Origin of the sequence: Sporofaciens sp. SGI.106, from assembly GCF_050314255.1 — a bacterium.
Taxonomy (GTDB): Bacteria; Bacillota; Clostridia; order Lachnospirales; family Lachnospiraceae; genus Claveliimonas.
Genome location: NZ_JBNPMZ010000004.1, coordinates 44974 through 67335, shown reverse-complemented (window position 1 = coordinate 67335; position 22362 = coordinate 44974). Strand labels below are relative to the sequence as shown.

Genomic DNA, 22362 nt, shown 5'->3' with positions numbered 1-22362 from the left:
ATTTGTAAACATTAACCCAATTATAAAGCTGAAAATGCAAAAAAATAAGTGTATTGTACAAATAAAATCCTTTTTATGGCATTGTGGGGCGTTTCTGGTGGTGTTATAATAAAGCTAACGGGGACAGATTGAGAGAGGGAAATGTCTGTTATTCCGAAATTCATCTAACTATAAGGATGGGCAACAAAAACATGGGAGGTTCTAACGAAATGGAAGGAAAGAAGAACGATGGTATGATGTGGGCACTCGTAAAAGAGAAACCGGAGGAAGGATTATGGATGAAGCGTGTTCCGATTCCGGAGGTTGGCCCGAATGACGTGAAGATTAAGATTCACAAAACTGCAATCTGTGGAACAGATGTACATATTTATCAGTGGAATGACTGGGCACAGCATACCATTCCGATCGGTCTGACAGCAGGACATGAGTATGTTGGAGAAGTGTGTGAAGTGGGCGAAGGCGTTCAGGGATTTAAGATTGGGGATCTGGTATCCGGTGAAGGTCACATTACCTGTGGAAAATGCAGAAACTGTCTGGAAGGCCACAAGGAGAACTGTAAGGATGCAAAAGGTGTCGGCGTTAACAGAAACGGAGCATTTGCTGAATATCTGGTAATTCCATCATCTAATGTATGGCCATGCAATCCGAATATTCCGGAAGAAATGTATGCAATTTTTGATCCGTTTGGAAATGCAACACACACAGCTCTTTCCTATGATATGCTGGGAGAGGATGTCCTGATTGCAGGAGCAGGCCCGATCGGATGTATGGCAGCAGCAATTGCCAAATTCTCCGGTGCAAGACACGTTGTGGTTACTGATCTGAATCCATACCGCCTGGAGCTGGCAGAGAAGCTTGGAGCAACAAGAACTGTTAATCTGAAAGAAGAAAAACTGGCAGATGTAATGAAAGAAATCGGTATGACCGAAGGATTTGACGTGGGTCTTGAGATGTCAGGTTCTCAGGCAGGACTTCATGACATGATCCATAATATGAAACACGGCGGAAATATTGCACTTCTCGGCTTACAGAGAACAGATGCCAAGGTTGACCTTGAGACGGTTATCTTTAACGGATTGAATCTGCGTGGTATTTACGGAAGAAAGGTATGGGATACCTGGTACAAGATGTCTACAATGATTCAGGCTGGGCTGGATATTTCACCGATTATCACACATCATTTTGATATCAAAGACTATGAGAAGGGCTTTGAGGCAATGATTTCCGGTATGTCAGGAAAAGTTATCCTTGACTGGGCACACATTAATGATTAGTATTTCGGACTTGAATAATATTGGAAGAAGGGATTGATTAACATGGCACGTAAAGATGACATTTTGAGCATTTATACAAAAGAAGTAGAAGGAATTAAGGAAGCGGGATTATTTAAAGGAGAGGCACCATTCGTATCTCCACAGGGCTCCAGAGTAAAAATGGAAGACGGAAGAGAGCTTCTTTGCATGTGTGCAAATAACTACCTTGGACTGGGCGACAATCCGCGTCTGATCGAGGCTGCTAAGAGAACTTATGATGAAAAAGGATACGGAGTTGCATCTGTTCGTTTTATCTGCGGTACTCAGGATATTCATAAAAAACTTGAGAAGAAAATCTCTGATTTCCTCGGAACAGATGATACCATTCTCTATTCCTCATGTTTTGATGCCAACGGTGGACTTTTTGAAACAATCCTGACAGCTGAGGATGCAGTTATCAGTGACGAACTGAATCATGCTTCTATTATCGATGGAGTTCGTCTGTGTAAAGCAAAACGTTTCCGCTATAAAAACAATAATATGGAGGATCTGGAGGCTAAGCTTAAAGAGGCAGATGAAGCCGGAGCAAGAATCAAACTGATCGCTACTGACGGTGTATTCTCCATGGATGGAATCATCTGTAACCTGAAAGGTGTATGCGATCTGGCAGATAAATACAACGCACTGGTAATGGTAGATGACAGTCATGCAGTAGGATTTGTTGGAAAGACAGGACGTGGAACTGCAGAGCACTGTGGCGTTCAGGGACGTGTGGACATTATAACCGGTACATTGGGAAAAGCTCTTGGAGGAGCATCCGGCGGATATACATCCGGACGTAAAGAAATCATCGATCTTCTTCGTCAGAGAAGCCGTCCGTACCTGTTCTCCAATTCACTGGCTCCGGCAATTGCAGGTGCAAGTATTGAGCTGTTTGATATGCTGGATGAGAGCACAGAGCTTCGTGATCACCTGGAAGAAGTAACTGCTTACTACCGTAAAGAGCTGGTAGATAATGGATTTGACATTATTCCGGGAACCCATCCATGTGTACCTGTTATGCTGTATGATGAGAAGACAGCTGCAGAATTTGCAAAACGTATGATGGACAAGGGTGTGTATGTGGTTGCATTCTCCTATCCGGTAGTACCGAAGGGAAAAGCAAGAATCCGTACACAGGTATGTGCAAGCCATACAAAAGAGGATATTGATTTCATCGTTAAATGCTTCAAGGAAGTAAGAGAAGAAATGAAATAAGAGTATCTGAAATAAAATCAGGTCATTTAAAATGTGAATGGAATCCGTTTTAGCGGATTCCATTTTTTGTTCAGGAATGTTAAAATGAGGATATAGTAAAGTACGAGTGAAAAAGGGGGATAAGTTGTGCGGGTAATTGATTTTAAGGATGCGAGCTGCAGGCACTGTTATAAATGTGTTCGTCACTGCGATGTGAAGGCAATACTGGTTCAGAATGAACAGGCTCATATTATGAAGGATCACTGTATTCACTGTGGACACTGTCTGGAGGTCTGTCCACAGAATGCAAAAACATTTGCCAGTGATATGGACAGGGTCAGGGGTTATCTGCGTCAGGGAATGAAGACGATTATTTCAATTGCTCCTTCCTATCTGGGAGTACTGGATTATGATAAACCGGGTCAGATTGTAGGAGCACTCAAAAAACTGGGCTTTTATGAGGTGAGGGAGACGGCGGAAGGTGCGGCTCTGGTCACTGCAGAATACTGGAAGCTTCTGAAGGAAGGGAAGATGACGAATATCATCACTACCTGCTGCCCGAGTGTAAATGACCTGATTGAGAAATATTATCCTTCCCTTGTGCCATATATGGCGCCGGTAGTTTCCCCGATGATTGCCCATGGGAGACTGATCAGGAGCATCTATGGGGATGATGTGAAGGTTGTCTTTCTTGGACCGTGTATTGCAAAGAAGGAAGAAGCTGTAGGTGACGAGAGAGTGCGCGGTTCTATTGATGCGATTCTGACCTTCCAGGAGGTTGTGAAATGGTGGAAGGAAGCGGGAATCGATGTGCGGCAGTGTGAAGATGAACCTATGGGCAATCCGGATCCCCGGGTAAATCAGCTGTATCCCATCAGTGGAGGAATTATTACGTCGATACAGGCAAGCTCTGTTGAAGATAATTATTATAAAATACATATTGACGGTCTGAAGTCCTGTATGGAACTTTTTGAGGAGCTGGAAAAAGGGGAGATTGAGCACAGTTTCTTCGAGGTAAATGTGTGCGAGGGAGGATGTATTAAGGGACCGGCATCTGATAAATGGCAGCAGTCTCTGATCCGTGCGAAGATGAATGTGGAGGATCAGGTGAGCCACCGGGAGGAAGCACAGGGTATTGATGGAAGCCGGATTGAACTCCACAAAGAGTTTCGGGATCGCAGGGTTCAGGATGCGGTTCCGAATGAAAAGCAGATGCAGGAGATTCTGCACGCGATGGGAAAATATACGGAGAAAGATGAACTGAACTGCGGTGCCTGTGGATATCCGACATGTAGGGCAAAAGCAACTGCAGTGTTTCAAAAGAAAGCTGAGATTGGCATGTGTATGCCTTATGCAGTGGCACAGGCAGAGTCTATGTCTAACATCGTGATGGATGTAACCCCAAGTATGATCCTCATCGTGGATAAGGACATGAGGATAAGAGAATGTAATAAAAAGGCTCAGGAGATATTGGGTGTGTCAAGAGAAGAAGCACTGGAGAGATATATTTTTGAATTTATGGATGAGAAAGATATTGAGGAAGTACTTCTTACCGGTGAGCCGATTATCCATAAAAAGATGAATGTAGAATCCATGAAGCTGACGGTGCTGGAGAGCATTATTTACATAGACAGTCTGGAATCTGTCCTGGTTACTTATCAGGATATAACGAAAGAGGAAAAGGCGAAAGAACAGCATTATAATTTGAAGATGGAGACGGTGGAGATGGCACAGAAGGTTATTGATAAGCAGATGATGGTAGCTCAGGAGATTGCGGGACTTCTCGGCGAGACCACTGCAGAGACAAAGGTGACTCTGTCAAAACTGCGTGACTCCATCCTGTTTGAAGAGGAAGAATAGTATGAGTGTAAGTGTAGATATATCCTGGAAAAGTCTGAATAAACATCATGAGGAGTTGTGCGGTGATAAGGTTGAAGTGCTGAAAACTGCCGATTCGGATATTGTGATTCTGGCAGATGGCATGGGAAGTGGAGTGAAGGCCAATATTCTCGCCACACTTACATCAAAGATTCTCGGAACCATGTTTCTGGAAGGCGCTTCCATAGAAGCCTGTGTGGAGACGGTAGCCAAAACTCTTCCGGTGTGTAAGGTGCGGGAAGTAGCCTATGCGACTTTCAGCATTTTACAGATCTTTCATAATGGGGAAGCATACCTGGTAGAGTTCGATAATCCGGACTGCGTCTTTGTGAGAGATAAAGCGCTGGTGCGTTATCCTTATAAAGAGCGTATTATTGAGGGAAAAAAGATTCGGGAATACCGGTTTCAGGTGCAGTTGAATGACTGTTTTGTTTTGATGAGTGATGGCGTGATCTATGCAGGTGTGGGTGAACTTCTGAATTTCGGATGGACATGGGAAGATATGGCAAACTATACGCTGCGGTGTACAAAGGAGACTTTGTCGGCATCCCGTCTTGCCGCTATGCTGAGTCAGGCCTGTTATGAACTGTACGGGGAAAAGCCGGGAGATGATACTACGGTTGCAGTTGTCCGTGTTATTTCACGAAGAACGGTTAATATTTTCACCGGACCTCCGACGAATAAAGAGGATGATGAACGTGTTATCCGCGACTTCATGAAGCAGGAAGGAAAGAAGGTTGTCTGCGGTGGAACCAGTGCGAATATTGTGTCCCGTGTTCTGAAAAAAGAGATTGTGACTTCAGTTAATTATGCGGATCCAAGTGTTCCGCCTACGGCAACCATTGATGGAATGGATCTGGTAACAGAAGGTGTTCTGACAATCGGTAAGGCGCTGAGTCTTCTGAAACGCTATGAAAATGATGATTTTGACGAGGCATTTTTTGATGAACTGGATGCTGACAATGGTGCCGCAAAACTTGCAAGGCTGATTATAGAGGAGTGTACAGATCTGAATCTTTTTGTTGGAAAGGCAATGAATACGGCCCACCAGAATTCTAATCTTCCTTTTGACTTGAGTGTCAGGATGAATCTGGTGGACCAGTTAAAAGACTGTGCGGAGCACATGGGGAAAAAAGTGCGTGTAAAATACTATTAGTGCAAAACATCGAAGAAACCGGGATAGGACACATCCACGCACTGACTGTCCAGAATGGTGGTTTCTCCTCTGGCGGCAAGCCCTGCAATCGCAAAAGCCATAGCGATCCGGTGGTCCAGATGGCTGTTGACCGGGGCACCGGTCAGGCTTTCTGTTCCTTCGATGATCATACCGTCATCTGTCGGTGTGATGTGGCCGCCCATAGCCAGAAGATTCTCTGTTACAGTGTCAATCCGGTTGGTTTCCTTGACCTTTAATTCAGCAGCATCTTTGATGATGGTGGTTCCCTCGGCATATGCAGCGAGAACAGCAATGATTGGAATCTCATCTATGAGAGTAGGGATGATCGCTCCTTCTACTGTGGTCCCGTGAAGATGACTGTATTTAACCAGAAGATCTGCCGTAGGTTCGCCTCCGGCAGTTTTTTCATTAATAAAAGTGATATCGGCGCCCATATTTTTGCAGATGGTCAGAATTCCGGCACGGGTAGGGTTGGTGCCGACATTTTTAATTAACAGCTCCGAGCCCGGTACGATTAGGGCTGCTGCGATAAAATAAGCGGCAGAAGAGATGTCTCCCGGTACAGGGATTTTCTGCCCGTATAATTCCTGGCAGGGTTTTATGGATGCGGTTGCCCCGTTATTGTCTGCACCTGATGAGATGTCAGCCCCAAAGCCCTTAAGCATCAGTTCTGTGTGATTTCTGGACAGTGTTGGTTCCGTAACCTTCGTCTCACCCTCTGCGTATAGTCCGGCAAGCAGGATGGCGGATTTTACCTGAGCGGAGGCTACTTTGGAATGGTAATGAATTCCATGGAGCTTTCCGGGTTCAATCTTAAGTGGTGCACAGTCGTTGTCATTTATACTTGCAATAGAAGCTCCCATTTCCCTGAGTGGGGTAATGATTCGCCCCATGGGACGTGAATTCAGGGAAGCGTCACCGGACAGTACGGAAGAGAAATTCTGTCCTGCCAGTATTCCGGAGATCAGCCGGGTAGTGGTTCCGCTGTTTCCGGTATCCAGAATCTGGGAAGGGGCGCAAAGTCCCGAAAGGCCTCTGCCGTGAACCAGAATTCTGTCCTGAGTTTCTTCAATATCTATTCCAAGTTTTCGGAAACAGGAGATGGTGGAAAGGCAGTCGGCGCCTTTCAGAAAGTTCGTGATTTCCGTTGTACCATGGGCAATGGACCCAAACATGACGGAGCGGTGAGAGATGGATTTGTCTCCCGGAACCGTAACTTCACCGCGAAGAGGCTGGATTCTTCTGTTGATTGTAGTTGTTTTCAAGTTCGTTCTCCTTTTTATTCAAGAATTCCACCGATATTATCTTTCATATACAATGTAGCGGTATTTCTGCAGAAGTTCTGCAGCTTTTGTGGAGGAAGCTTCTTCATAGAATTCAATTCTCAGAACACCCTCTTCAAATTCCCGGTTATGAATAATACCGATATTTTTAATATTAATATTGTTGGATGCCAGGATGGTAGCAATAGTAGCGATTCCTCCGGCTTCATCAATGATATCACAGTAGACGGCAAAGACCTTTTTGATCGGTCCGGCGGAGCTGTCCGGGATGGAGTTCCGGTAATTCCGTGAGCTGTCAAAAAGATTGTAGATGCCTTGCTCATCCCCGTTATCGATAATCTCTTTTGCATGATTCAATGCGCCAATATACTGGGAGAGAATATCAGAAATATTCTCCCGGTTTTTCAGGCAAATATGCTGCCACATGGTCGGAGAGGAGGAGGCAATTCTTGTAATATCCTTGAATCCTCCGGCGGCGAGCTGCTTCATCAGTTCATCTCGGGTGTCACTGTCCTTGACATAATTGACAAGTGTGGAAGCGATGATGTGGGGGAGATGGCTGATGGTTCCGGTAATCCGGTCATGTTCTTCGTAATCCAGAATAACGGGAAGTGCCTTCAGGCTCTCGATAAAGGAAGAAAATGCCTGTATTTCCTGTTCCGATACCCTGGGCGTAGGAGTGAGAATATAGTATGCATTTTCAATGATCATCGCTCTGGAATTGGGATATCCGCTTTTCTCAGAACCTGCCATGGGGTGTCCGCCAATAAAAAATTCCTCCATATCCAGCTTTTTGACTTCCTGATGAATGTTGGTCTTGACGCTTCCTACATCTGTCAGTATACATCCTTCCTGCAGATATTCTTTCAGTTGTTTTAAATAAGCAGTATTGCAGGATACCGGTGCGCACAGGAAGATGTAGCGGCAGTTCCGGAAATTCTCGTCTATGGAGGCAACGGCTACATCAACGCAGGATTCCAGTGTTGCAAGTGCAAGTGTTTCTTTATTCTTGTCAAAAGCGACAAGCTGACAGTCCGGATAGTACTGGCGGATGGCTTTTGCGATAGATCCGCCGATGAGTCCCAGACCGATAAATCCGATCTTCAGTTTCATAATGTGTAGTCCTTTCATAAATAAGTAGAGCATTTAAGAACGCTATTTGAGTTATTGTACTACTATAAATATAGATTTGTCAACGCTATAGCGCTTTAAAGTGAAAAAGTAAAACAAATATCTTTTTGGAAAATTGTAAAATATGCATAAAAGAGTTGTAAATAGTTATTTTATTTAGTACAATGTACACATGAGATTTTACGAAAACAAGGAGGCAGCAGCTATGAAGGTTTACAGAACGGACGAAATCAGGAACGTTGTCCTGTTAGGACATGGAGGATGCGGAAAAACCAGTCTTGCGGAAGCCATGGCTTATGTTTCAGGCGCTACAAATCGTATGGGTAAGGTTGCAGACGGCAACACAATCAGTGATTTTGATAAAGAGGAACAGAAACGCGGATTTTCAACCAGTACAACATTAGTGCCGATTGAATGGGAAAAAGCGAAGATCAATATTCTGGATACTCCAGGATACTTTGATTTCGTCGGAGAAGTGGAAGAGGCAGTCAGCGCAGCAGATGCAGCGGTTATCGTTGTATCCGGTAAAGCAGGTGTAGAAGTAGGAACGGAAAAAGCATGGGAACTGTGCGATAAATATAACCTGCCGCGTATGGTCTATGTAACAGAGATGGATGTGGATGATGCAAGCTTCCGTGAGGTTGTTCAGCAGTTGACAGACCGCTACGGAAAACTGATCGCACCGCATTTCCAGCCGATTCGTGAGAATGAGAAACTGGTAGGATACGTAAACGTAATTAAGAATGCAGGAAGAAGATATACCGGTATCGGACAGAGAGAAGAGTGTGAGATTCCGGATTATTGTAAGCCGAATCTTGAGATTTACCGTGAGAAACTGTTAGAGGCAGTTGCGGAGATCAGTGATGAATATATGGAGCGTTATTTTGCAGGTGAAGAATTCTCTGTAGAAGAGATCCGTGCAGCAATGCGTACAGAGGTTATGGAAGGAAGTATCGTACCGGTTGCTATGGGTTCCAATATTCAGGCACAGGGTGTTGCAAACCTTCTTTCTGATATTGTAAGATTTTTCCCAAGTCCGGATTGGAGAGAATGCGCAGGTATCAACCGTACAACCAACGAGATTTTTGAGGCAAATTATAACTTTGCATCTGCGAAGAGTGCATATGTATTTAAGACCATGGTTGACCCGTTCATCGGAAAATATTCCTTTATTAAAGTTTGCTCCGGTGTATTGAAGGGTGATGATGTGTTATATAATGCAGGTACTGAGACAGAAGAGAAACTTGGAAAGATTTACACCATGATGGGTAATAAACCGGTAGAGGTAAGCGAGATGTTTGCCGGAGATATCGGTGCCATTGCAAAGCTTTCCAATACGAAGACCGGAGATACTCTTTCTACTAAGAGTACACAGGTTCTTTACGGAAAGACCGAATACTCCAAACCGTATACATATATGAAGTATACCTGCAAGAATAAAGGGGATGAAGATAAAGTATCCCAGGCTCTGCAGAAAATGATGGCTGAGGACGTGACCATTAAGGTAGTGAATGACAGTGAGAACCGTCAGACACTGATTTATGGAATGGGTGACCAGCATCTGGAAATTATTGCAAGCAAACTGTCTGCAAGATATAAATGTGAGATCAATCTGGAGACTCCGAAGGTTGCTTTCCGTGAGACCATCAAGAAGAATTCAGATGTGGATACCAAGTATAAGAAACAGTCCGGCGGACATGGACAGTATGGACATGTAAAGATGAGATTCGAACCATCCGGAGATATGGAGACACCTTATGTATTCGAGGAATGTGTAGTCGGCGGTGCAGTACCGAAGAATTACTTCCCGGCAGTAGAGAAGGGTCTGCAGGAATCCGTTCTGAAGGGACCTCTGGCAGGATACCCGGTTGTTGGTGTGAAGGCAACACTGTATGATGGATCCTACCATCCGGTAGATTCTTCTGAAATGGCGTTCAAGACAGCTACTATCCAGGCATTTAAGAAGGGATTCATGGAGGCTGCTCCGGTTCTCTTAGAACCAATCGCTTCTGTTAAGGTTACGGTTCCGGATGATTATACCGGAGATGTTATGGGTGATCTGAACAAGCGCCGCGGCCGTGTGCTTGGTATGAACCCGATCAGCGGAGGATACCAGGTGATTGAGGCAGATGTGCCGATGACAGGTATGTTCGGATATTGTACAACTCTTCGTTCCATGACAGGAGGAAGAGGTACTTATTCATATGAATTTGCACGTTATGAGCAGGCTCCTTCCGATGTACAGGAAGCAGAGATTGCAAAGCGTGCAGCTGAAGAATAAGGTGTGCGGCAATCCGTATGGATTATAAAGTAAAAACATAAAGTATAATACGGGATGTGCAGAACAATGCACATCCCGTTTTTGCTGCCATGCATACGCCAAAAAGGTTCAGTGGACCATTTTTTAGTGGCGATTTTACTGCCTGCCATCGGGTGTAATAGTATTGAAGTTCCGATATAAAAGTGCTATAATCCATATACTTAGACAAAAAATGAATTCGAAGAGGATAATAAAGTGAAAATAGTAATTATTGGTGACGGCAAAGTAGGGCACAAGCTGACTGCCCAGTTGTCGGACGAAGGATATGATGTGGTGCTGATTGATCAAAATGAAGGAAAGCTTAAGGAAGCTCTGAATCGTCTGGACATTTTCTGCATAACGGGAGACGGGGCAAATGCAGATATCCAGAGACAGGCAGATGTACCGCATGCGGATCTGGTCATTGCATGTGCGTCTACGGATGAGCTCAATATGTTAAGCTGTCTTCTGGCAAAAAGGCTGGGCGCGAAGCATACCATTGCCCGGGTAAGAAATCCGGTGTATTACAAACAGATGGATCTTCTGAAGGAGGATCTGCGTCTGAGTATGGCGGTTAATCCGGAATTTACACTTTCCAATGAGATTGCCAGAGTGCTTCTTTTCCCGGATACGAGTAAGGTGGAGACTTTCGTGAAAGGAAGGGTTGAACTGGTTGAGTTTCCAGTTCGTGAAAACAGCCGTCTGGATGGACTGACACTGGCAGAGGTCTATCGGAAGTTCCAGATTAAAATTCTGGTGTGCGCGATCAAAAGAGGAAACGATGTATTTATTCCGGATGGTGAATTTGTTCTGCATTCCGGCGATAAGCTTCATATCGCAGCCGCACATAAGGACCTGGAGGCATTCTTTGCTGCTCTCGGAAAGAGAACTAATAAGATTAAAAATGTAATCATCTGCGGCGGAGGAAGAGTCAGTTTCTATCTGGGAAGCCAGCTTATCAAGACCGGAATGCGTGTAAAGATTATTGAGCAGAATTACGAAAAATGTGAGAACCTCTGTGAGATGCTTCCGGATGCGACCATCATTCACGGTGATGCAACCGATCATGACCTTCTGATTGAAGAAGGAATAGAGCGCGCCGATGCGCTGGTTGCCCTGACCGGTATGGATGAAGAGAATATTATTATGGCATTATTTGCCAAGATAAAGAATGTGCCGAAGATCATTGCAAAGGTGAATGAGGATTCCAGAGCTCAGATGGTGGAGGGACTTGGAATTGACAGTATTGTGTCTGCCAAGAGTGCAACTGCTGATGCAATCCTAAGTTATGTAAGGGCACGCCAGCAGTCTGTGGAAAGTGCCAATATTGAAACCATGTACCGTCTGGTAAATGACAGAGTGGAAGCCTTGGAATTTATTATTCATAAAGAAAGTGAGTATACAAATGTTCCGTTAAAAGATCTGAAGATTATGAGAAATAATCTGATTGCCTGCATTGGACGTAAGGGCGGAATCATTATCCCGGGCGGAGAGGATCATATGGAAGTAGGCGACAGTGTAGTGGTTGTCACTATGGGCCGTAAGATTAACAGCCTGAGAGATATACTTTTGTAATGAGGGGATCTGACATGAACAGAAAAATGATTATGTATATTCTGGGCAAAATGTTAGGGGCGGAAGCGGTACTGCTTCTGCTTCCGGCTTTTGTCGGAGCGCTTTATAAAGAGTCCAGTGCAGTGACTTTCCTGATTACAGCAGCCATTTTGGTGGCTCTCTATTTTATATTTGGAAGAAAGAAACCAGAAGTAACCACGATTTATGCGAAAGAAGGTTTCGTAGTCGTTGCAGCAGCGTGGATATTATGGTCAATGTTTGGCGCACTGCCATTCTTCCTGTCCGGTGAGATCCCGAGTTACCTGGATGCATTTTTCGAGACGGTATCGGGATTTACCACGACGGGTTCTTCGATTTTAACAGATATTGAATCTTTGTCACAGTGTATGCTGTTCTGGAGAAGTTTCACCCACTGGGTAGGCGGTATGGGAGTGCTGGTATTTGTAATGGTGCTTACGACGCTGGATAAGAACAATTCCATGCATCTGATGCGCGCGGAGGTTCCGGGACCTGAGAAAGATAAGCTGCTTCCAAAGACCCGTTCTACAGCTCAGCTTTTGTACGGGATGTATTTTGTATTAACCATGGTTGAAGTGATACTTCTTCTTTTGGGCGGAATGAATCTTTTTGACAGTCTGATTCATGCCTTTGGCACAGCAGGTACAGGAGGATTTTCCAATTATGCGGCCAGCGTCGGACATTTTGACAGTGCTTACATCGATGCTGTTATTACCATCTTTATGATTTTGTTTGGTATTAATTTTAACCTGTATTTCTTCTTGCTCTTGGGAGAGTGGAAGAGTTTTTATAAAAATGAAGAGCTGTGGGCATACCTTGGTATCATCGGTAGTGCTATCTTGGTGATTACCTGTAATATTGCTCAGATTTATGAATCACCACTTAAGGCGTTCCGTTATGCGGCATTTCAGGTGGGATCAATTATCACGACAACGGGATATGCGACGGCAGATTTTAATCTCTGGCCGGAGTTTTCCAAATGCATTCTTCTTTCTATCATGATCATTGGTGCCTGTGCTTCCTCCACGGGAGGTGGAATTAAGGTTTCCAGAATGCTGATCGTGCTTAAGAGTATCCGAAAGGAAGTAAAGAGGATGCTGCAGCCTAAATCCGTGAATGTAGTAAGAATAAACGGAAGAAAGCTTGGAGAGGAAACAGTCCACAATGTATATATCTATCTGATGGCATATGTGGTGCTGATGATATCCTCAGTTTTAATTGTATCCATTGATAATTTTGATTTTGCAACTACTTTCAGTTCTGTTATTGCGACTTTGAACAATATCGGACCCGGAGTGGGAGCAGTAGGGCCGACGGGAAGCTTCAGTGATTTTTCACCGCTTTCCAAGATTGTATTCTGTCTGGATATGCTGGCAGGCAGACTGGAAATATTCCCGTTCCTGATGCTGTTTTCCATTGCTGACAGAAGGAAGTTTTAATATGAAGGGAGGATGACATTGTGAAAACGTCAAAAAAGCTGCTGATTGCAGTGTTAGTAGTGATTATTGCAGGGATTTATTATTACATTTCTCTTCCGGCATTTAATTTACATTCGTCGGACACATGGTTTTTTATCATATTCTTGCTGATTATACTGCTGTTTATTATTATATTCCGTAAAAAGTTCAGAAAAGAAGAAATTAAGCAATCGAAAATAGTAAAGAGTCTGGGATTCGTAATCCTGGGACTCGGAGTCATCTATCTGGTTGGTTCACTACTTTCTTCTCCGATCATTAATGCCAGACAGTATCAGAAGCTGATGAAGGTGGAAGAGGGAGAATTTACAGAGGATGTACAGGAGATTTCTTTTGACCAGATACCGCTTCTGGATAAAGACTCTGCAGCGATTCTCGGAGACAGGAAGATGGGAAGCATGGTCGATATGGTTTCCCAGTTTGAAGCAGATGATATTTATACCCAGATTAATTATCAGGGAAGACCGGTGAGGGTATCTCCGCTTCGGTATGCAAGTACGATTAAATGGATTACGAATCAGGCCAACGGTATTCCAGCTTATATCCGAATCGATATGGCAAATCAGAATACGGAGCTTGTAAAGCTGGATCAGGGAATCCGTTATTCCACCAGTGAATATTTTAACCGTAACATATACCGTCATCTGCGGTTTGCGCATCCGACTTATATTTATGGTACGTTGAGCTTTGAGATTGATGAGGATGGTGTACCTTACTGGGTTGCACCGGTTAAGAAATTTAATATCGGTCTGTTCGGTGGTGAGACAGTTGGAAGAGTGGTGCTTTGCAATGCCATTACCGGAGAGATGGAGGATTATGCCATTAAAGATGTTCCTCAGTGGATTGACCGGGCTTATTCTGCAGATCTTCTGGTGCAGCTGTTCGACTACTACGGCACCTTAAAGCATGGTTTCCTGAACAGTGTTCTCGGACAGAAGGATTGTCTGGAGACGACGGACGGATATAATTATCTGGCTCTGGATGATGATGTATGGATGTACACCGGTGTTACTTCGGTAAATGGAGACCAGTCCAATGTAGGATTTGTTCTTTCCAATCAGCGAACCATGGAGACAAAGTATTATAAAGTGGAGGGCGCCACAGAGGCAGCAGCCATGGCATCTGCGGAGGGTCAGGTACAGAACCTGAAGTATCATGCAACCTTCCCGCTGCTTCTTAATATTTCCGATGAGCCGACCTATTTTATTGCTCTGAAGGATGATGCGGGTCTGGTAAAGAAATATGCGATGGTCAACGTCCAGAAATATCAGATTGTTGCAATCGGCGACAGTGTAAGTCAGTGTGAGGAGAATTATCTCTCTCTGCTTCTGAGCAATGGTTTGAAGGAAATAGCAGAGGATACCCGTGAAGTGCAGAAGATCACCGGAAAGATCACGAAGATTGCCCAGGGAGTCATTGACGGCAATTCCCACTATTATCTGATGGTAGAGGGATCCGATGATATATTTGATGTATCCGTGGTGGATTACATTGACGTAATCCGGTATGAGGTCGGAGATGAAGTGACGATAGAATATAAGGAAGATGAGAAGGCAAATACGGTGATGTCTCTGAAATAGCGAAAGATGGAATTAAGTATTTTACTGACAAAACAGATCATGGGTCTGTTCTTCATGGGAATGATAGGATTTATCATTGTAAAAACAGGAAAACTAAAAGAGGAAGACAGCAGGATTATTTCCTGGGTGGTTGCCTATATCTGTTCCCCCTGTGTGGTCATTGATGCATTTCAGATTGATTTTACACAGGAAAAGCTTGCAGGGCTTGCGTTAGCCGTGGCAGCGGCAGTATTTTCACATATTATATTGATCGGCGGTACGAAACTTCTGGTAAAGCCGCTGAATCTGAATGGAATAGAACACGCATCCATTGCATATCCCAACTGCGGTAATCTGATTGTGCCACTGGTGACGGCAGTCCTGGGACCGGAGTGGGTATTCTACACCGCAGCATATATGATGGTACAGACTGTTATGATCTGGACCCACGGACAAATAATCCTGAGCGGAGATGCGGAGATAGACTATAAGAAAATCTTCCTGAACCCGAATGTGATCGCCATCGGAGTGGGCCTGATATTGTTCGCAACAGGGATTCGACTTCCGGTACCGCTGGATGCCTGTATCAGTGGATTCGGCAGTACTATAGGCCCTTTAAGCATGCTGGTTGTCGGTATGCTGATTGGAAACCTGGACCTGAAATTGGTATTTGCCCGGAAACGTCCTTATCTTATCTGTGTTATGCGGCTGATCGTATTTCCGCTGATTACGACACTGGTATATGGATTATCCGGAATCGTAAAGGTTCACCCGGATGCGGAGTATATCCTTTTGGTGTCGCTGCTTGCATCCAGTGCGCCTGTGGCGGTGATGGTAACTCAGCTTTCCCAGATTCACGGCAAAGATTCCCGATATGCAAGCATTATCAATGTCATGTCGGTGTTGTTCTGCATCGTTACCATGCCTGTAATGGTGTATATATTTGAAAGTCTGATATAAAAAATAAAGAAAACATGGAACTATTATCAAATCATATCTTGAAAAAGTAAATATTACACGTAAAAAGGGATGGCCGCTATTTTGCCATCCCCATTTTATTTTTATATGTATTCGTCTTATTCAGTTTTTCATTCTCTATCTTAGTTCAGAACAGAGCAGTCTGTAAAGTCTACATCTTTCAGATCATCCTTGCTTGCGCTGATGCTTACGTAGAAGTTAATGCCGCACTGTGCAGAAATCTTTTTCAGTCTCTCTACGAATCTTGGCATGCTTTCAAGATCAACGTTAGCATGCTTTAAAATTCCGTCGATGAATACGCACTCTACGTCGTGGTTTGCACTGTACATACCATATAAAAATCCGATATACTCATCAATGTTTGTGATTGCCGGATAATCATCCATACAAACGACACGAATATCGAATGCTACGCTCCTTGTATCTCGATGGCTGTTTTTAATAAATACTACGTTTCCATTACAAGCTTTAGCCTGCTGATTGGCCAACTCAATCATCTGCTGTGTCTTGCCGCTGCCTTTAGGGCCTGTCAATAAATTTACCATGGGAAACACTCCTTTTTCTATGTATTTAACATACGTATTTTCTTATGTCCTAATTATACATGAATTCGGAATGAGAAACAACCGTAAAGTGGAAAATTATAGTTTTTTGAGTTGGTTGACAATAAATCATAAAATGCTTATTATAATGTAAGAGGTGCTAAATTTACAAAGTTACATGTAAATATTGTGATATATGAAGTAACCATTAATTCTGAGAACATAGAAAAGTGAGGAATCTATGGGGAAAAAAGATACAATAACCAAGAATTACATGTCAAATCGGGAACATTTTGCGGATGCATTCAATTTTTTTATATTTAACGGAAGGAGGGTAATACAAACAGAAAAGTTAAAGGCTTTAGATCCAACAGAAATTGGTCTTGTTTTTCAGGAGAAGGAGAATGATATTGTTCAAAAAGTAAGGGACGTACTGAAGCAGTGTGTAGTTATGCAAGATGATAAGGTGTATTATCTTATTCTTGGAATTGAGAATCAGACGAATATACATTATGCAATGCCTGTGAGAAACATGCTATATGATGCTTTGAATTATGGACAGCAGGTATCCGAACAAGCAAGACAGCATAAGAAAGATAAAGATGTGAGTGGAGATGAATATTTATCCGGATTTTCAAAGAAAGATAAATTAAAACCTGTTATTACATTAGTGATTTACTTTGGGACAGAGGAGTGGGATGCTCCCAGAAATCTGAAAGAAATGTTCGGTGATGTGGATGAACATATCCTCCGATATACAGCTGATTATAAAGTGAATCTGATTATTCCAAAAGAAATCCGGGAAGAAGATTTTTCCAGGTTTGCAACTGATTTTGGAAAGGTTATGAAATATATTTCAGTAGCAGACGATATGGAAAAATTCGCTGCAGCTACAAAAGAAGAGAAATTCAAAATTATCAGCTTGGAGACTGCCCATCTGTTGAATGAATGCCTGGGAACAGAAATTATGATACCTGAAGGAGGGGAGGCGGTAAATATGTGTGAAGCGTGGCGAGAGATTAAAGCCAAAAGTATAGCGGAAGGATTAGCAGAGGGAAGAGCGAAAGGAATAGCGGAAGGAATAGCGAAAGGAATAGCAGAAGGAAGAGCGGAAGGAATAGCAGAAGGAAGAGCGGAAGGAAAACTTGACACTTTATTCAGCCTTGTGAAAAAGGGAATTCTTACAGAGTCTCAGGGTGCCCGGGAAGCAGAATTATCTCTGGAGACTTTCCTTGAGAAGATGGAAAAATGGTCTGAAAAGGATTCTGCGGTTGAGTAAGACTCGATGATTTCGTAGCTTTCCCAAGATGGAAGAATGTTAAACTGGGACTTGACTTATTTTAACATTCTTCTTATAATAGTTGAAGATATGACAAAAACGAAGAAGAGGATTAGTAGGAGATGGAAGCCTGTCAGAGAACTGCCGGATGGTGCGAGGCAGGAGGCGGAAGCTTTGAACTCGCCTCGGAGTTCTTCTGTTGAAGGGTATGACGATGGTAGTCAGGCAGGATAGGCAGAAGCGGGAGTTCCCGTTACAGAATCAATGAGTGCGTTCGGTGCATGAGGATATGACCGGACGAAGAAGAGTGGTACCACGGAATTTAGCCTTTTCGTCTCTTGTGAGATTGAAAAGGCTTTTTTACTCTATAGGCAACTGCGTTTCCATAGAGTAAAAAACCTCCGGGGGATGCGCACTCCGGCGTGAGCTGAAGATGTCGCAGAGCGACCGCCGGAGGCGCGAGAGTTCCGCGAGCGGAACTCTTTGTTCTGCGCAGTATATCTTAGCGTACCAGGAAATCAGAAAGAGAGGATTAGTGAAATGGCACAGAAGATTGTCTATAATCACAAAGCTATTGAGAAAAAATGGCGTGAGAACTGGGAGAAGAACCCGGTAAACCCGAAAGTGGACAAAGATGGTAATAAGAAACAGAAGTATTACTGTCTGGATATGTTCCCGTATCCATCCGGAAACGGACTTCACGTAGGACATTGGAGAGGGTATGTAATCTCTGATGTGTGGAGCAGATATAAATTACTGCAGGGATATTATATTGTACATCCGATGGGATGGGATGCATTCGGCCTTCCGGCAGAAAACTATGCAATTAAGATGGGAGTTCATCCGGCAAAATCCACAGCAGAAAATGTGGCTAATATTAAGAGACAGATTAATGAGATCGCAGCACTGTATGACTGGGATATGGAAGTGAACACAACTGATCCGGAGTTCTATAAATGGACACAGTGGATTTTCGTAAAGATGTTCAAAGAAGGTCTTGCGTATGAGAAAGAGTTCCCGATCAACTGGTGCCCGTCCTGTAAGACAGGTCTTGCAAATGAAGAGGTTGTAAACGGCAAATGTGAGCGCTGTGGTACAGAGGTTACCAAGAAGAATCTGCGTCAGTGGATGTTAAAGATCACAGCATATGCAGAGCGTCTGCTGAATGACCTGGATAAGCTTGACTGGCCGGAGAAAGTTAAGAAGATGCAGGCTGACTGGATTGGAAAATCCTATGGTGCAGAGGTAGATTTCCCGGTAGAAGGAAGAGATGAGAAGATTACTGTCTATACTACAAGACCGGATACTCTGTACGGAGCAACCTTCATGGTACTGGCACCGGAACATGCACTGGCAGCAAGCCTTGCAACGGATGAGACAAGAGAAGCAGTGGAAAAATACATCTACGATGCATCCATGAAGTCTAATGTAGACCGTATGCAGGATAAGGAAAAGACCGGTGTATTTACAGGAAGCTATGCAATTAATCCGTTAAATGGAGAAAAGACACCGATCTGGCTCTCTGACTATGTACTGGCTGATTACGGTACCGGAGCAATCATGTGTGTGCCTGCTCATGATGACCGTGACTTTGAATTTGCTACTAAATTCGGCATTCCGATTATTCAGGTAATCGCAAAAGACGGAAAAGAAATCGAAAATATGACAGAAGCTTATACCGAAGCAAATGGAACTATGATCAATTCCGGTGAGTGGAATGGTATGGAGTCAGCGGTTCTCAAGAAAGAGGCACCGCATATTATCGAGGAAAGAGGAATCGGACGCGCAACCGTAAATTACAAGCTGCGTGACTGGGTATTCTCCCGTCAGCGTTACTGGGGAGAACCAATTCCGATCGTACATTGTCCGGATTGTGGCGCTGTACCGGTACCGGAAGAAGAATTGCCGCTTCGCCTGCCGGATGTAGAGTCCTATGAGCCAACCGGAACCGGAGAATCTCCGCTTGCCGGAATTGAGGAGTGGGTAAACTGCACATGCCCGGTATGTGGAAAGCCAGCCAAGAGAGAAACCAACACCATGCCGCAGTGGGCAGGTTCATCCTGGTATTTCCTGCGTTATGTGGATAATCACAATGATAAAGAACTGGTATCCAGAGAGAAAGCAGATGAGATGCTGCCGGTAGATATGTACATCGGTGGAGTAGAGCATGCGGTTCTGCATCTTTTGTACTCCCGTTTCTACACCAAATTCCTGTACGATATCGGTGTAGTAGACTTTGACGAGCCTTTCCAGAAACTGTTCAATCAGGGTATGATTACCGGAAAGAACGGAATTAAGATGAGCAAGTCTAAAGGAAATGTAGTATCTCCGGACGATCTGGTAAGAGATTACGGTTGCGATTCTCTGAGAATGTATGAGCTTTTTGTAGGACCACCGGAGTTAGATGCAGAGTGGGATGACCGCGGAATTGACGGTGTATCCAGATTCCTGAAAAAAGTATGGAATATGGTAATGGAAAGCAAAGACAAGAACATTGAAGCAACGAAGGAAATGGTAAAAGAGCGTCATAAACTGATTTATGACGTAACCACCCGTCTGGAAAGCTTCAGCCTGAATACGGTTGTTTCCGGATTCATGGAGCATACGAATAAATTGACAGAGATTGCCAAGAAGGCAGGCGGAATTGATGTAGAGACCTTATCTGTTATGGCAGTACTTCTGGCACCATTTGCTCCTCATATTGCAGAGGAAATCTGGGAGCAGCTGGGTCACACAGAGACTGTATTTGCTGCAGGATGGCCGACTTATGATGAGGAAGCAATGAAAGATGACGAAATCGAGATTGCGGTACAGATCAATGGTAAGACCAGAGCGGTTGTATCACTTCCGGCAGATGTATCCAAAGAGGATGCACTGGCAGCAGGTAAAGAGGCAGTAGCAGATAAACTGACCGGAACCATTGTAAAAGAAATCTACGTACCGGGAAGAATCATTAATATTGTACAGAAATAGTAGAGGCAAGATTTTGAAAATTAAGAATGAAAAGCTGGAATACATGCTGAATGATTCAGCTGTTGACAGTGTGGCAGAGAAAGTGCAGTCATTTCTGGCTGCACTGAATATGGAAAAGAAGAATATACTGCGCATCCGCCTTACGGTGGAAGAGATTCTTCTGAACTGGCAGGAACATTATGATGGCGAGGTACCATTTACTTTTTTGACAGGAAAAAGGCTGGGCGCTCCCTTTATCTCCATCGTACTGGCAGGAGAATCTGTAAATCCGCTGGAGCGGATGGAAGAGGAGTGTGGAGAGTGGAGCAGCCGTCTGTTGGTGAACATGGGTATTTCGCCGACCTATTCCTACAGTAAAGGCAAAAATATTATTACCTTTAAGCCGAAAAAAGAAAAAATGAATCCGATGGTTTCTCTGCTGGGAGCGGTTGCCCTGGCAGTTGTCCTTGGATTATTGGCACAGATGCTGCCGGCATCTGTTCATGAAATGCTCACAGAATATTTTGTAACACCGATTTATGATGCGTTTCTCGGGGTGCTGACGACGGTGGGTATTCCTGTCGTGTTTCTGGCCATTGTATCGGGAATATGCGGTGTCGGTGATGTAGCTTCCTTTGGAAAGATCGGAAAGCGAATGGTGGGAAAATTCCTGCAGCAGGAGTTTGTGTATGCGGCAATCGGAACGATTCTTGCCATACCATTTTTTAAACTGATTATTACAACAAAAGTAAATGTAGGAGCACAGCTCGCCAGCGTTGTGGGAATGGTGATGGATATGCTTCCGAAGAATATTATCAGTCCGTTTCTGGAAGGAAACTGCATGCAGCTGATCGTCATAGCGGTTGCACTGGGATTGACACTTCTGGTTATGGGCGAAAGAACAAAGTTGATTACCAAAGGTATCGAGCAACTGACAGATATAGGAATGTTCCTGTTGGACAGATTGAATGATGTTGTTCCTGTTTTTTGCTTTTTTGTAGTACTACAGCTTATCATGTCGGGAACAGCAATGGCGGTCGTATCTGCGTGGAAGGTACTGGTGGGGACTATCCTGCTGGCGCTTCTGGGCGTGATTTTCAACCTGATTTATGTGGGGCGGAAAAAGGAAATTTCACCGGTTGTCCTGGGGAAAAAATTGCTTCCGCCTGTTCTGATCGCGCTGGCAACAGCTTCTTCATCGGCTGCATTTGGTACAAATAGTGTTAATTGTACAAAGAAACTTGGAATTGATAATAAAATAGTTTCCTTTGGGCTTCCCATAGGAAATACGCTCTGTCATCCGGGACATGTATTTATTTTTCTGCTGTGTTCGCTGAATATGGCAGAGTATTATCAGGTAGAATGTTCTGTGGTATGGTTTGTAATAGCTGCAGGGATGTGCGCGATTATGCCAATGGTAATGGCACCGGTTGTCGGTGGAACGGCTGCGGCCTATACATTGCTGTTCAATCAGCTTGGAATCCCCATGACGGCATTGCCGGTTGCTTTGGCACTGAGTGTGGTATGTGATTTCTTTGCAACCGGACTGAATATGGCATATCTGCAGATTAATTTATTGCTGCGTGCAGATGAGCAGGACTTGCTGGACTATGGAGTACTCTCCAAAACAAATGGGTAGAAATGCTGAAAATTCAGCGATTTTTACAATTATAAAATTTTTGTAAAATTTCCTTTGACATTTATTTGTCAACGAGTATAATAAGGTA

Annotated in this window: 15 protein-coding genes and 1 other annotated feature; of the genes, 12 read left to right on the top strand and 3 right to left on the bottom strand. The window is 43.9% G+C overall.

The window, feature by feature from the left end:
- The first annotated feature begins 209 nt into the window (after positions 1-209).
- The 4 genes from tdh (at position 210) to ACQRCC_RS04520 (ending at position 5523) form a co-directional block, all read left to right on the top strand.
- Complete coding sequence (gene tdh / locus ACQRCC_RS04535; RefSeq protein WP_427849619.1) at positions 210-1274, top strand: L-threonine 3-dehydrogenase; 1065 nt, start codon at positions 210-212, stop codon at positions 1272-1274.
- A gap of 42 nt (positions 1275-1316) precedes the next feature.
- Positions 1317-2510 (top strand): glycine C-acetyltransferase, encoded by a 1194-nt coding sequence (locus ACQRCC_RS04530; RefSeq protein WP_427849618.1) that lies wholly within the window; start codon positions 1317-1319, stop codon positions 2508-2510.
- A gap of 126 nt (positions 2511-2636) precedes the next feature.
- Positions 2637-4349 (top strand): [Fe-Fe] hydrogenase large subunit C-terminal domain-containing protein, encoded by a 1713-nt coding sequence (locus tag ACQRCC_RS04525; protein WP_427849617.1) that lies wholly within the window; start codon positions 2637-2639, stop codon positions 4347-4349.
- A gap of 1 nt (position 4350) precedes the next feature.
- The gene (locus ACQRCC_RS04520; RefSeq protein ID WP_427849616.1) at positions 4351-5523 is read left to right on the top strand and encodes a SpoIIE family protein phosphatase; all 1173 of its coding nucleotides are present in this window, start codon (positions 4351-4353) and stop codon (positions 5521-5523) included.
- On the opposite strand, the gene aroA is transcribed toward ACQRCC_RS04520, so the two are convergent.
- Together aroA and ACQRCC_RS04510 are read right to left on the bottom strand one after the other, a co-directional pair.
- Entirely contained in the window at positions 5520-6809 is a 1290-nt protein-coding gene (gene aroA, locus ACQRCC_RS04515; RefSeq protein WP_427849615.1) for a 3-phosphoshikimate 1-carboxyvinyltransferase, read from the bottom strand. The genes ACQRCC_RS04520 and aroA overlap by 4 nt on opposite strands.
- Before the next feature lie 36 nt (positions 6810-6845).
- On the bottom strand, positions 6846-7940 hold the full coding sequence (locus ACQRCC_RS04510) for a prephenate dehydrogenase/arogenate dehydrogenase family protein (protein ID WP_427849614.1): 1095 nt from the start codon (positions 7938-7940) through the stop codon (positions 6846-6848).
- Positions 7941-8163: 223 nt separating this feature from the next.
- Here ACQRCC_RS04510 and ACQRCC_RS04505 point away from each other — a divergent pair, with 223 nt between their 5' ends.
- From ACQRCC_RS04505 to ACQRCC_RS04485, 5 genes are all read left to right on the top strand, one after another.
- Positions 8164-10239, top strand: a complete 2076-nt coding sequence (locus ACQRCC_RS04505; protein ID WP_427849613.1) for an elongation factor G — start codon at positions 8164-8166, stop codon at positions 10237-10239.
- Between the two features lie 234 nt (positions 10240-10473).
- Positions 10474-11832: a Trk system potassium transporter TrkA gene (trkA, locus tag ACQRCC_RS04500; protein WP_427849612.1), complete on the top strand. Its 1359-nt coding sequence runs from the start codon at positions 10474-10476 to the stop codon at positions 11830-11832.
- 14 nt (positions 11833-11846) lie between these two features.
- Positions 11847-13289, top strand: a complete 1443-nt coding sequence (locus ACQRCC_RS04495) for a TrkH family potassium uptake protein (RefSeq protein WP_427849611.1) — start codon at positions 11847-11849, stop codon at positions 13287-13289.
- A 20-nt stretch (positions 13290-13309) separates the two neighbouring features.
- A complete protein-coding gene (locus ACQRCC_RS04490) occupies positions 13310-14905 on the top strand; it encodes a CvpA family protein (RefSeq protein ID WP_427849610.1) in 1596 nt (531 codons plus the stop codon).
- 6 nt (positions 14906-14911) lie between these two features.
- Positions 14912-15844, top strand: a complete 933-nt coding sequence (locus tag ACQRCC_RS04485) for an AEC family transporter (protein ID WP_427849609.1) — start codon at positions 14912-14914, stop codon at positions 15842-15844.
- Between the two features lie 140 nt (positions 15845-15984).
- Here ACQRCC_RS04485 and ACQRCC_RS04480 read toward each other — a convergent pair whose 3' ends face one another.
- Positions 15985-16407 (bottom strand): hypothetical protein, encoded by a 423-nt coding sequence (locus tag ACQRCC_RS04480; RefSeq protein ID WP_427849608.1) that lies wholly within the window; start codon positions 16405-16407, stop codon positions 15985-15987.
- A gap of 238 nt (positions 16408-16645) precedes the next feature.
- Between ACQRCC_RS04480 and ACQRCC_RS04475 the strand changes: the two genes are divergently transcribed.
- From ACQRCC_RS04475 to ACQRCC_RS04465, 3 genes are all read left to right on the top strand, one after another.
- Entirely contained in the window at positions 16646-17683 is a 1038-nt protein-coding gene (locus ACQRCC_RS04475) for an Rpn family recombination-promoting nuclease/putative transposase (protein WP_427849607.1), read from the top strand.
- Positions 17684-17776: 93 nt separating this feature from the next.
- Positions 17777-18025, top strand: a binding site (T-box leader).
- Between the two features lie 198 nt (positions 18026-18223).
- Positions 18224-20656 carry a leucine--tRNA ligase gene (gene leuS, locus ACQRCC_RS04470; RefSeq protein WP_427849606.1) on the top strand — a complete coding sequence of 811 codons (2433 nt, stop codon included), beginning with the start codon at positions 18224-18226 and terminating at the stop codon, positions 20654-20656.
- Positions 20657-20669: 13 nt separating this feature from the next.
- Positions 20670-22274, top strand: a complete 1605-nt coding sequence (locus ACQRCC_RS04465; protein WP_427849605.1) for a dicarboxylate/amino acid:cation symporter — start codon at positions 20670-20672, stop codon at positions 22272-22274.
- The last annotated feature ends 88 nt before the right edge of the window (positions 22275-22362 follow it).